This is a genomic window from Erwinia sp. QL-Z3 (assembly GCF_004551645.1).
Lineage (GTDB): Bacteria > Pseudomonadota > Gammaproteobacteria > Enterobacterales > Enterobacteriaceae > Erwinia > Erwinia billingiae.
The window spans coordinates 1,445,462-1,458,577 of record NZ_CP037950.1 but is presented as its reverse complement, the minus strand read 5'-3'; the positions used below and the strand labels follow the sequence as shown (position 1 = coordinate 1,458,577).

Annotated in this window: 9 protein-coding genes; 8 read left to right on the top strand and 1 reads right to left on the bottom strand. The window is 56.0% G+C overall.

Annotated elements, in window-relative coordinates; all coding sequences use genetic code 11:
* The first annotated feature begins 54 nt into the window (after window positions 1–54).
* Complete coding sequence (gene qseB / locus E2F51_RS07345) at window positions 55–717, top strand: quorum sensing response regulator transcription factor QseB (protein WP_013200048.1); 663 nt, start codon at window positions 55–57, stop codon at window positions 715–717.
* Window positions 714–2,060 (top strand): quorum sensing histidine kinase QseC, encoded by a 1,347-nt coding sequence (qseC, locus tag E2F51_RS07340; protein ID WP_134823124.1) that lies wholly within the window; start codon window positions 714–716, stop codon window positions 2,058–2,060. The genes qseB and qseC overlap by 4 nt, the downstream gene beginning before the upstream one ends.
* Window positions 2,061–2,119: 59 nt before the next feature.
* On the opposite strand, the gene kup is transcribed toward qseC, so the two are convergent.
* Entirely contained in the window at window positions 2,120–3,988 is a 1,869-nt protein-coding gene (kup, locus tag E2F51_RS07335; RefSeq protein WP_105760551.1) for a low affinity potassium transporter Kup, read from the bottom strand.
* 257 nt (window positions 3,989–4,245) lie between these two features.
* Between kup and ravA the strand changes: the two genes are divergently transcribed.
* The 6 genes from ravA (at window position 4,246) to mnmG (ending at window position 13,015) form a co-directional block, all read left to right on the top strand.
* Window positions 4,246–5,742, top strand: coding sequence for an ATPase RavA (gene ravA / locus E2F51_RS07330; protein WP_134823123.1), 1,497 nt, complete (start codon window positions 4,246–4,248; stop codon window positions 5,740–5,742).
* Entirely contained in the window at window positions 5,739–7,199 is a 1,461-nt protein-coding gene (gene viaA / locus E2F51_RS07325) for an ATPase RavA stimulator ViaA (protein WP_134823122.1), read from the top strand. Before ravA ends, viaA begins: the two co-directional genes overlap by 4 nt.
* A gap of 83 nt (window positions 7,200–7,282) precedes the next feature.
* Window positions 7,283–9,427 (top strand): 5-histidylcysteine sulfoxide synthase, encoded by a 2,145-nt coding sequence (ovoA, locus tag E2F51_RS07320; protein ID WP_134823121.1) that lies wholly within the window; start codon window positions 7,283–7,285, stop codon window positions 9,425–9,427.
* Between the two features lie 119 nt (window positions 9,428–9,546).
* Complete coding sequence (gene asnC / locus E2F51_RS07315; RefSeq protein WP_013200042.1) at window positions 9,547–10,008, top strand: transcriptional regulator AsnC; 462 nt, start codon at window positions 9,547–9,549, stop codon at window positions 10,006–10,008.
* A 212-nt stretch (window positions 10,009–10,220) separates the two neighbouring features.
* Window positions 10,221–10,664: an FMN-binding protein MioC gene (gene mioC / locus E2F51_RS07310; protein WP_013200041.1), complete on the top strand. Its 444-nt coding sequence runs from the start codon at window positions 10,221–10,223 to the stop codon at window positions 10,662–10,664.
* 461 nt (window positions 10,665–11,125) lie between these two features.
* Complete coding sequence (gene mnmG, locus E2F51_RS07305; RefSeq protein WP_134823120.1) at window positions 11,126–13,015, top strand: tRNA uridine-5-carboxymethylaminomethyl(34) synthesis enzyme MnmG; 1,890 nt, start codon at window positions 11,126–11,128, stop codon at window positions 13,013–13,015.
* Window positions 13,016–13,116 lie beyond the last annotated feature (101 nt).

The window sequence follows — 13,116 nt, the reverse complement described above, 5'->3', positions numbered from 1 at the left end:
GTACAACCGGTCTGCCTGTTACGTATAAAGCGGGTAATCACAGAGGAATTTATCATGCGCATCTTAGTCATTGAGGACGATCGGTTAATTGGCGACGGGATTAAAGCCGGGCTGATAAAAATGGGATTCAGCGTCGACTGGTTCACCGAAGGTAAAGAGGGACTGGCGGCACTCAGCGCGGCGCCTTATGACGCGGTGGTGCTGGATTTAAGCCTGCCGGGCATGGACGGGCTGGATATTTTGCGCCAGTGGCGTCAGCAGGGACAGGATGAACCGGTGCTGATCCTCACCGCGCGGGATGCGCTGGAACAGCGGGTAACCGGCCTACAGCAAGGGGCCGATGACTATCTCTGCAAACCTTTCGCCCTGAGCGAAGTCGCGGCCCGGTTACAGGCGTTGATTCGCCGCCGCCATGGCCAGCTTCACCCGCTGCTCAGCCATGGTGCCGTGGTGATGGAGAGCGGCTCGCACCGCGTGACGCTGAACGGCGAACCGCTGGAGCTAAAATCCCGCGAGCTGGCGCTGCTCGAACTGTTTCTGATGAATACCGGCAGAGTGCTGACCCGCGCCCAGTTAGAAGAAAAGCTCTACAGCTGGGATGAAGACGTCTCCAGCAACGCCGTTGAAGTGCATATCCACCATCTGCGAAAAAAACTGGGCAGCCAGTTTATCCGCACCATTCACGGCGTCGGCTATACGCTGGGAGAACCGGTGTGAATCGCCTGAGCCTGCGCCTGCGTCTGATGCTGGGCTTTCTGCTGCTGACGCTGATTTGCTGGGGAACGGCCAGCCTCGGCTCATGGTGGCAGACGCGGCATAAAATCAATGAGCTGTTTGATACCCAGCAGATGCTGTTTGCCAAAAGGTTGGCAACGATGAACCCGGAACAGCTCAGCCACGAACCGCTGACGCTGCCTAAAACCAAAAAGCTGCTTAAGCATCATCGCGGCGATCAGGAAGACGATGCGCTGGCCTTTGCGGTGTTCACCCGCGACGGAAAAATGGTGATGAACGACGGTGAAAACGGCAAAGACTTCCGCTTTCACTACCCGCGCAACGGCTTCACCGACGGCAAGCTGAAAGGTGACGATGATTTGTGGCGCATGGTCTGGCTAAGCACGCCGGATCAGCAGTATGTGGTGGTGGTCGGTCAGGAATGGGAATATCGCGATGATATGACCCGCGATATCGTGCAGACCAACCTCTGGCCGTGGCTGTTTGCATTGCCGGTGATGTTGATCCTGCTGCTATGGCTGATCACCCACGAGCTGGCCCCGCTGAAACGTATCGCCAGCCAGCTGCGGCATCGCTCTGCGGACGATCAGACGCCGTTAAGGGAAGATCGGGTTCCACAAGAAGTCCGGCCGCTGGTGGACGAGCTGAATTCGCTGTTTGCCCGTATCGCGCAGATGCTGACCCGCGAGCGACGCTTTACCTCAGATGCCGCGCATGAGCTGCGCACGCCGCTGGCGGCGCTGAAGGTGCAAACCGAAGTGGCGCAGCTGGCCCATGACGATGAAGCGATGCGTCACCATGCACTGGCCAATCTGGATGCGGGGATCGACAGAGCCACACGGATGGTCGATCAGTTGCTGACGCTCTCCCGACTGGACAGCGAGAAGGATCTGGAGACGCAGCCGGTCAATCTGCAACAGCTGCTGCAACAGGCCGTTGTCGATCATTATGGTAGCGCGCAGGCCGCCGGTATCGAGCTTAGCCTTGAGGCGCCCGGGGTTCCGGTCATCAAAAATGGACAGCCGCTGCTGCTGGCGCTGATGGTGCGTAATCTGCTGGATAACGCCATTCGTTACAGCCCGTCTGGCGGAAGCGTGCAGCTGATCCTGTCGCCACGCCGTATTGAGGTTCTGGATAACGGACCCGGTGTTACGGGAGAGGCTGTGACGCGGGTTGGCGAGCGGTTTTACCGGCCACCGGGACAGGAAAAGTCCGGCAGTGGGCTGGGACTGTCCATCGTCAGCAATATCGCCCAACTGCATGGGATGCGGGCCAGCTTTGCTAACCGTGATGCGGGTGGTTTTGCGGCGTCCGTCAGCTGGTAGCCAGCGTCAGTGAGCACAAAAAAAGGGGCCCAAAGGCCCCTTTTCTCTGCCGGTCGGGATTAAATCTCGACCTGTGTCCCTAACTCAATCACCCGGTTAGGCGGGATCTCGAACTGGTCTGGCGCACGCAGGGCGTTCTTCTGCAGCATCAGGAACAGCTTGCCGCGCAGGCGCAGATACCACGGTCGTTTACCGATAATCAGCGACTCATGCGACATAAAGAACGAGGTTTCCATCATCCGGCAGCTAAGCCCTTCCAGCCCACAGCGGTGGAAAATCTCTTCCACGTTCGGCGTTTCACGCCAGCCGTAACTGGCCACCACGCGCCAGAAGGTTGGCGAAAGCTGTTCGATGGTCACGCGCCGGACGTTATGCACATAAGGCGCATCTTCCGTTCGCAGCGTCAGCAGCACCACGCGCTCATGTAACACTTTGTTATGCTTAAGGTTATGCAGCATGGCGAACGGGATCACGTTCAACGCACGGGACATATACACCGCGGTGCCCGGTACGCGCACCGGCGGCGATTTCTCCAGCGAGGCAATCATCGCTTCCAGTGAGTTGCCGTGTTCATGCATACGACGCAGCAGGCGGAAACGCTCGCTTTTCCAGGTGGTCATGATGATAAACATCACCAGTGCCAGGCACAGCGGCAACCAGCCACCGGAGAACACTTTCACCAGGTTGGCAGAGAACAACGACACATCAATGCACAGCATGCCGACCAGCACCGTCAGCACCAGATAACGGTTCCAGTGCCAGTTTTTAATCGCCACCGTGGTACAGAGGATCGCGGTCAACACCATGGTGCCGGTGACGGCAATACCGTAGGCCGCGGCCAGGTTACTGGAGTGCTGGAAGCCAACAATCACAATCACCACGGCGAAATAGAGCAGCCAGTTGATGACCGGGATATAAATCTGACCGGATTCCTCTTCCGAAGTGTGCACAATGCGCATCGGCGGCAGATAGCCCAGACGAACGGCCTGGCGGGTCAGCGAGAAGACGCCAGAAATCACCGCCTGCGAGGCAATAACCGTGGCCAGCGTCGCCAGGATCAGCATCGGGATCAGCGCCCAGTCAGGCGCCAGCAGGAAGAAGGGGTTTTTTATCGCTTCAGGGTTCTTCAGCAGCAGCGCGCCCTGGCCGAAATAGTTCAGCACCAGCGACGGCAGTACCACAATGAACCACGCCAGACGGATAGGGAATTTACCGAAGTGGCCCATATCGGCATACAACGCTTCCACCCCGGTGATCGCCAGTACCACCGCGCCAAGCGCAAAGAACGACACCTCTTTATATTCCATAAAGAAATGCATCGCCCAATAAGGGTTCATCGCATGCAGCACGTCCGGATTCGCAGCGATACTCATGCCGCCGAGCACCGCCAGCGCAATAAACCACAGCAGCATCACCGGGGCGAACAGTTTGCCGACAATGCCGGTACCGTGCTTCTGAATAGCAAACAGCAGCGTCAGCACGGCAATCGCCATCGGCACAATATAGCGGTCGAGATTCGGCGCGATGATCTCCAGACCTTCAATCGCCGAAAGCACTGAAACGGCCGGCGTGATCACCACTTCACCATAGAAGAAGCTGCCGCCAATCAGTCCCATGATCACCAGTACCGCCGTGGCTCTGGCCCCGGTATTGCGGCCGGCCAGCGACATCAGGGTCAGTATTCCCCCTTCTCCGGCGTTATCTGCGCGCATCACGTAGCTGATGTACTTGAGCGACACCACCAGCACTAACAGCCAGAAAATCAGGGAAAGAAAACCAAATACCGCGTCACGTTCCACGCCAAAGCCAAACTGGCCGGAAAGGCATTCACGGAGGGTATATAAAGGGCTGGTACCGATATCACCATAGACAACGCCAATGGCGGCTAAGGTCACTGCGCCAAGGGACTGCTTTTTTTCAGAACTCATAAACTAGTCTTTTGTTGGAGCCGAGTGACGCGGGATTGCGCACAGCTCATCAAGCCATCAAAACGCGCACAGTATGCATGAATCATGATGAATGCCTATCCTTATTACGTTAAGAGAAATGACTTCACTGCCCTGCGTCACTCTTTGACAAGAAAAAAGCTGACTCGTATCAACTCTTTCAAGCATCATAGCCAGTAGTGTTTGCGCTCGCCAGTCACCCTGCTGGCCTGACCGTAGAAAAGGATGAATGTTTGAACATGCCCCAGCCCCATTTACTTGCGGAAAGAATCGCCCGCCTCAGCAATGCGTTAGAAAAAGGACTTTATGAGCGGCATCACGCGATTCGCCTCTGCCTGTTGGCTGCGCTGAGCGGCGAAAGCGTCTTTTTGCTGGGCCCACCGGGCATTGCCAAGAGTCTGATTGCCCGCCGACTCAAGTACGCTTTTCAACATTCCCGCGCCTTTGAATACCTGATGACCCGTTTTTCCACCCCGGAAGAAGTGTTTGGCCCTCTCTCTATTCAGGCACTAAAAGACGAAGGCCGCTACCAGCGACTGACCAAAGGTTATCTGCCGGATGCCGAAATTGTCTTTCTCGATGAGATCTGGAAGGCGGGCCCGGCGATCCTCAATACCCTGCTGACCGCCATTAATGAACGTCGCTTTCGTAACGGTGACAGCGAAGAAAAAATCCCCATGCGCCTGCTGGTTACCGCGTCGAATGAGCTGCCCGAGGCCGACAGCGGGCTGGAAGCGCTGTATGACCGCATGTTAATCCGCCTGTGGCTGGATAACGTGCATGAGAAGCAAAACTTCCGCAGCATGCTTACCCACCAGCAGGATGAAACCATCAACCCGGTGGCGGACTCTCTGTGCATCACCGATGAAGAGTATAGCGAATGGCAGAAAGGCATTACTCAGGTCGCGCTGACTGACGATGTCTTTGAACTGATCTTCCTGCTGCGTCAGCAGATGGAAAACCAGCCCGAAGCGCCGTATATCTCCGATCGCCGCTGGAAAAAAGCCCTCCACCTGCTGCAAGCCTGCGCGTTTTACAGCGGACGCAACAGCATTGCGCCGGTCGATCTTATCCTGCTGAAGGATTGCCTGTGGCACGACGTGGCGTCGATGAAGCTGCTGGATCGCGAAATCGACAGCCTGATCACCCAGCACGCCTGGCAGCAGCAGCCGATGCTGATTAAGCTGCAGCAAATTGAGTCGCGCCGGCTGGCCTTGCAGCAGGAAAAAAGCGTCGAACAGGCGATCCGTCTGGAAAAACATGGCGGGATATTCAGCCGCAAACCGCATTACGAACTGCCCGCCACGCTGGCCGATGACTCGCTGACGCTGATGCTGCAAAAGCCGCTGATGCTGCACGACATGCAGGTGACGCACGTGGTGATTGCGCGTGAACCGCTGCATCACTGGCTGCAAAAAAGCGGCGATATTCGCGGCAAGCTTAACGGCATTGGCTTTGCCCAGACGTTGGACCTGCATGTGGACGGTAATGACTGCCTGACGCTGCGCGACGTCAGCCTGCAATCCACCCGGCTGATGCTGCCGGGCAAACAGCAGGCCAGCGGGCTGCCGGAAGAGATTGTGCAGGCACTGGATGAGGTGGAAACCCAGCTGCGCAACCAGCGCACGCTGTTCAGCCAGCATCAGCGCTGCCTGTTTATCAGCGATGACTGGCTGGCAAAAATTGAAGAGAGTCTGCAGCAGGTAGCCGATCAGCTGAAGCAGGCGCGTCGGTGATCTCGCTTGATACACTGAGCGCCCTTCTGACCATCAGCGAGGGCGACCTGCTCGAAGAGTTAGTGATCGCCCTGCTCGCCAGTCCCCAGCTGGCGCTTTTTTTTGAAAAATTCCCCGGCATGAAGAAAGCGCTGTTGCGCGATCTGCCGCGCTGGAAAACCGAAGTGCTGGAACAGCTGAAGACCACCTCCGTACCGGACGATCTCGCCGCCGAATTTGCGCTGTTCCAGCAGTTTCAGGGCCTGGGTCATACGCCGTTCTGCCAGAAGCTGCCTGAACTGCTGGCTTACCTCAGTGAACATCATTCTCCCTTTAGTGAAAAAGCCCACCAGCTGGTCGCCAATGCCGATCCCAGCGCGCTCAGTCAGGCCCAGCAAACCCTGTTTCTCCAGCGCTGGCGGTTAAGCCTGACGCTGCAAACCCTGACCCTGAATCAGCAGCTGCTGGACCAGGAGCGAGAAAAACTGCTGGCCGAGCTTCAGCAACGTTTAGCCATGAGTGGTCAACTGGCAAAGGTGTTATCGGACAACGATGAAGCTGCGGCGGGACGTCTGTGGGATTTGACCAAAAGCCCGCTGCAACGGGGCGATTACCAGCTGATCGTTGAGTACGGCGACTTTCTGGCCCAGCAACCGGCCTTGCTGAAGCTGGCTGAACAACTGGGCCGCAGCAAAGAAGCCAAGGCGGTGCCGACCGAAGACGCGCCGCTGGAGGAGTTTCATCATCTGGTGCGCGAGCCGGAAAGCGTACCGGAAGAGGTCAGCGGGCTACATCAAAGCGACGACATTCTGCGCCTGCTACCACCCGAACTGGTCACGCTGGGCATCAGCGAGCTGGAAATTGAGTTCTACCGTCGGCTGGTGGAGAAAAGGCTGTTGACCTACCGTCTGCAGGGCGATGCCTGGCACGACAAGGTGATGCTCAGGCCGGTCAGTCATCATCATCACGACCAGCAGCCACGCGGCCCCTTTATCGTCTGTGTGGATACCTCCGGTTCAATGGGCGGCTTCAACGAGCGCTGCGCCAAAGCGTTCTGCCTCGCCCTGCTGAAGGTGGCGCTGGCGGATAACCGTCGTTGCTACATTATGCTGTTCGCCCATGAAGTGGTGGCCTACGAACTGACCGCGGGCGATGGCATCTCCCAGGCGATCCGCTTTCTCAGCCAGCGTTTTCGTGGCGGCACCGATCTGGCCGCCTGCCTGGACTCGGTGCTGCTTAAACTGGCCACGCCGGCATGGAACGATGCCGATGCGGTGATCATCTCCGATTTTATTGCCCAGCGCCTGCCAGAAGAGCTGGTCAAACGCATCAAACAGCACCAGCTGAAACAGCAGCAGCGCTTTCATGCCGTTGCGCTGTCCGATCATGGAAAACCCGGCATCATGCGGATTTTCGACCACATCTGGCACTTCGATACCGGCCTGAAAAGCCGTCTGCTGCGCCGCTGGCAACGCTAGTTCTCCCTCAGACACAATCTGGAAATGCTTATTTGCTATAGTCATGTGTACGCTTTAGCCAACAGGCAGATTGGGAGCATTACGTGACAGCACAACAACAAGAGTTCGCACCAGGATTACCCGCACCGACCCGTACGTTGTTATTGAGCAGCGGCAGCGAGGCGCAAAAACGTCAGGAAATTCTGACGTACTTCAATCAGACCTGGTCTCTGTATGAGAGCCTGTTCGATTGCCTCGCCGATGAAAAGGCCTGGTTCACCAAAGCGATTTCCCTGCGCCATCCGCTGATTTTCTATTACGGCCACACCGCCACTTTCTACATCAATAAAATGATGGCGGGTGGGCTGGTGGATAACCGCGTGGATGACAACATCGAAGCGATGATGGCGATCGGCGTCGATGAGATGAGCTGGGACGATCTGGACACCCACAACTATCCGTGGCCGACCGTCGCCGAACTGCGCGACTATCGCGGCAAAGTCCGCTCGCTTATCGAAAACTTTATCAAAGAGATGCCGCTGACCTTACCGATCAACTGGGACAGTCCGGCATGGGTGATCCTGATGGGCATTGAGCACGAGCGCATCCATCTGGAAACCTCCAGCGTGCTGATCCGCCAGTTGCCCATTGAGTGGGTAAAGCCGCAGGCGCACTGGCCAGCCTGCCCTTCAGCCCGTCACGATCGAAGCAAAATGCCGGCGAACGCGCTGGTCGACGTTGACGGCGCTCGGGTCACCCAGGGCAAAAGCGATGATACCTACGGCTGGGATAACGAGTACGGCACGCTGACCACCGACGTGAAGCCGTTTAAAGCCAGCAAGATGCTGACCAGCAACGCCGAATTCTTCGAATTTGTCGCCGCCGGCGGTTATCAGGACGCGCGCTGGTGGGATGAAGAAGGTCTTGGCTGGCGCGACTTTGCCAAAGCCACTCAGCCCACGTTCTGGGTCGGTTCTGTCGCCGAGCCTGATGCACTGAAACTGCGTCTGATGACCGAAGAAGTGCCGATGCCATGGGACTGGCCAGCCGAAGTGAACCAGCTGGAAGCCGCCGCGTTCTGCCGCTGGAAAGCCGATGAAACCGGCAAATCGGTACAGCTGCCTGCCGAAGCCGAATGGCTGCTGTTGCGTGAGCAGGTGACAGGCGATCAGACCGACTGGCGCGAGGCACCGGGCAATATCAATCTGGCCTGGTGGGCGTCTTCCTGTCCGGTCGATCGTTTTGCTCAGGGCGAGTTTTACGATCTGATCGGTAACGTCTGGCAGTGGACCACCACGCCAACCAACGGTCTGGAAGGATTTAAGGTTCATCCTTTATATGACGACTTCTCGACGCCGACCTTTGATGGCAAACATGCGCTGATCAAAGGCGGTAGCTGGATCTCCACCGGTAACGAAGCGCTGAAATCTGCCCGCTACGCCTTCCGCCGTCACTTCTTCCAGCACGCCGGTTTCCGCTATGTGGTCTCCAACCATCAGGAAAAACAGATGCTGAACCCGTATGAAACCGACAGCATGGTTTCGCAGTATCTCGACTTCCAGTACGGGCCGGATTACTTCGGCACGCCCAATTACGGCAAAGCGCTGGTGGACATTGCCTGCCGGATGACGGAAAAACGCGGTCGCGCACTGGATATCGGTTGTGCCACCGGCCGCGCCAGCTTTGAGCTGGCCCGTCATTTCAGCGACGTAGTGGGAATGGATTACTCCGCGCGCTTTATCGATGTGGCCATCCAGCTAACCAGCGGCGAAGAGTTCCGTTATGTCACCCAGGAAGAAGGCGACCTGGTGGAATACCGTCAGGTGCGGCTGAAAGATTTCGATCTCGGCGCGGAACAGGCGCAACGCATTCAGTTTGTGCAGGGCGATGCCTGTAACCTCAAGCCGCAGCCCGAACGCTATGACCTGGTGCTGGCTTCCAACCTGATCGACCGCCTGCGTCAGCCTAAGCGCTTCCTGCAGGACATTACGACCATGATCGCGCCGGGCGGTGTCCTGATGCTCTCCTCGCCGTACACCTGGCTGGAAGACTTTACGCCGAAGGAGAACTGGCTGGGCGGCATCCGTGAGAACGGTGAAGCGCTGACCACCTATCAGGCGTTACAGCGGCTGCTGGCCACCGATTTCGAAGAGATCGCCGCGCCGCAGGATGTGCCTTTCGTGATACGTGAAACGGCGCGCAAGTATCAGCACACCGTCGCGCAGCTGACCGTGTGGCGTAAGCGTTAAACCCCTCCAGCGGGCACGCCCTGTGCCCGCTGTTTATTCCACAATAATATTGCCTGTCTGCTCCGTTTCCTGCACATTATCCCGCTATACGTTGAATATTCCTTAACTCAGGAGCCATCATGGCGGATAACCTGCAAATTGACAGTCTCGATCGTGGCATCCTTAATGCGTTAATGGAAAATGCCCGTACCGCCTATGCTGAACTGGCAAAAGTGTTCAACGTCAGCCCAGGCACTATTCACGTTCGCGTGGAGAAAATGAAGCAGGCGGGGATCATTAAAGGCACGCGGCTGGAGATTGATCCCAAGCATCTTGGCTATGACGTCTGCTGCTTTATCGGCATCATTTTGAAAAGTGCCCGTGACTACCCGGCTGCGGTGGCAAAACTTGATGCGCTGGATGAAGTGGTGGAAGCCTGGTACACCACCGGCCACTACAGCATCTTTATTAAGGTGATGTGCCGCTCGATCGATGCCCTGCAACTGGTGTTGATCAACAAGATCCAGACCATCGATGAAATCCAGTCAACCGAGACGCTGATCTCCCTGCAGAACCCGATTATGCGCACCATCAAGCCCTGATCTGTGCACAATATTATCCACACACCGATCGGGATCGTTTAAGGACCGATCGCCAGCATTTTCTCTTTTTCATCAGCTATCGTCGGGCTGCTGATCACCCGCGTCTTTTTCGGTTCATCCCTCCCAGCCAATTACCCTTACTTATCCACAGGTAGATCCCCGCTTGATCACAGCGTACAATAGCCGCCTTTGAGGTACAGGGATCTTTATAAATGGCTGACATTACGTTAATCACGGGTAGCACCTTAGGCAGCGCGGAATATGTGGCCGAACTTCTGGCTGAGAAGTTGGAAGAAGCAGGCTTTTCAACCGAGTTACTTCACGGTCCTGAACTGGAAGAACTGAGCGTTGAAGGCACCTGGCTGGTGGTTTGCTCCACGCACGGTGCAGGCGATCTTCCTGACAATCTGCAACCCCTGTTTGATGAACTGGCAGAGAAAAAGCCCGATCTTTCCCAACTGCGTTACGGCGCCGTCGGTATTGGCAACCGCGAGTACGATCTGTTCTGCGGTGCAATAGAGAAGATCGACGTGCTGTTAACGTCCTGTGGCGCTCAACGGATCGGCGATCGACTGGATATCGATGTGCTGGAACATGAGATCCCTGAGGATCCGGCTGAGGTTTGGGTAGAAAGTTGGAAAAACTTACTCAAATGAGGATCGCTGGCAGCAGGATCGCCCTGATTTTGGCTGCCGGATCGAAAAAAAACGGCCAGGTTTTGTAAATAATGTCCTTTTTTGTTCATTTAAGTGGCGATCGTTTGTGTATAACTATGCTTAAAACCCGGTAATAACCGGTTGTTATCCCAAGAACAACTTGAGTACTTGCCGGAGCCTGTGGATAAGGTGGCATTTAGATCCCAGCTTATACGCCGTAGGATCACCGATCTTTCACAGCTAACGATCCTTAATAAGATGATGATCGTTATCAGGAAAAAAGGCTTATCCACAGAGATCGTCGATCCTAATAGAAGATCTAACAAAGAGATCTCTAGATAAAAAAGATCTTCTTTTTAATACACACCGGGTAGTGCGCTTTCCCCATCGCCCAAAGTTGCGTAGACTCCACGCCCTGATAACCAATCTCCCTAAATCGCACAATCGCGAGGTGCAGTTCCATGTTTTATCCAGATCCTTTTGACGTCATCGTAATCGGTGGTGGTCATGCGGGTACCGAAGCCGCAATGGCGGCTGCCCGAATGGGTCAGCAAACCCTGCTATTAACCCATAACATTGATACGCTTGGACAAATGTCCTGTAATCCGGCGATCGGTGGGATTGGAAAAGGACATCTGGTTAAAGAAGTGGACGCACTTGGCGGGCTGATGGCACATGCCATCGATCGGGCTGGCATACAGTTTAGGATACTAAACGCGAGCAAAGGTCCTGCGGTTCGGGCTACCCGTGCTCAGGCTGACCGCGTGCTTTACCGACAGGCCGTGCGTACTGCGTTAGAGAATCAGCCAAACCTGATGATCTTCCAACAGGCGGTAGACGATCTTATCGTTGAGAACGATCGTGTTGTCGGTGCAGTCACCCAGATGGGACTGAAGTTCCGTGCTAAGTCGGTCGTTCTGACGGTCGGAACCTTCCTCGACGGTAAAATTCACATCGGTCTGGATAACTACAGCGGCGGTCGTGCAGGCGATCCTCCTTCGATTCCGCTGGCACGTCGTCTGCGTGAACTGCCGTTGCGTGTCAGCCGTCTGAAAACCGGAACGCCACCGCGTATCGATGCCAGAACCATTGATTTCAGCGTGCTGGATCCGCAGCATGGCGATACGCCAATGCCGGTCTTCTCGTTCATGGGCAATGTGTCACAGCATCCACAACAGGTGCCTTGCTACATCACCTACACCAACGAGAATACCCACGATGTGATCCGCAATAACCTCGATCGTAGCCCGATGTACTCCGGCGTGATTGAAGGAATTGGTCCACGCTACTGTCCGTCGATTGAAGACAAGGTGATGCGCTTTGCCGATCGTAACGCGCACCAGATCTTCCTGGAACCGGAAGGCCTGACCAGCAATGAAATTTACCCAAATGGCATCTCTACCAGCCTGCCGTTTGACGTTCAGATCCAGATCGTCCGGTCGATGAAGGGACTGGAAAACGCGAAGATCGTTCGACCTGGCTATGCCATCGAGTACGATTTCTTCGATCCTCGCGATCTGAAACCGACGCTGGAAAGCAAACATATCCAGGGTCTGTTCTTTGCCGGACAGATCAACGGCACCACCGGTTACGAAGAAGCGGCGGCTCAGGGACTGCTGGCTGGTCTGAACGCGGGTCGCCTGTCTGCTGACAAAGAGACCTGGGCACCCCGCCGCGATCAGGCTTACCTTGGCGTTCTGGTCGACGATCTCTGCACGCTGGGTACCAAAGAGCCGTACCGCATGTTTACCTCACGTGCTGAATATCGCCTGATGCTGCGTGAAGACAATGCCGATCTGCGTCTGACCGAAGCCGGTCGTGAACTGGGTCTGGTTGACGATGCCCGCTGGGCTCGCTTCAACGAGAAACTGGAAAGCATCGAAAAAGAACGCCAGCGTCTGCGCGATATTTGGGTACACCCGAAATCAGACAGCGTGGAAGAAGTGAACGGCGTGCTGAGTGCTGCGCTGACCAAGGAAGCCAGCGGTGAAGATCTGCTTCGCCGTCCGGAAATGACCTATCAGCAGCTGATGACCCTGAGCACCTTTGCCCCGGCACTGGCCGATCCTCAGGCGGCTGAGCAGGTTGAGATTCAGGTGAAGTACGAAGGCTACATTGCGCGCCAGCAGGAAGAGATTAATCGCCAGCAGCGCAATGAGAATACCTTGCTGCCGGCAGAACTGGATTATCATCAGGTGAGCGGCCTCTCCAATGAGGTGATTGCCAAGCTGAACGATCACAAACCGGGATCGATTGGCCAGGCATCGCGTATTTCTGGGATCACCCCGGCGGCGATCTCCATTCTGTTGATCTACCTGAAAAAGCAGGGCTTGCTGCGTAAAAGCGCCTGACTTTCACTGACAGTCACAACGTAAGAGGGGCGGGAGTTTTCTCGCCCCTCTTGTATTTGTCAGGCGGGACGAATAAATTCCCCCCAAAATCCCTCACAGGA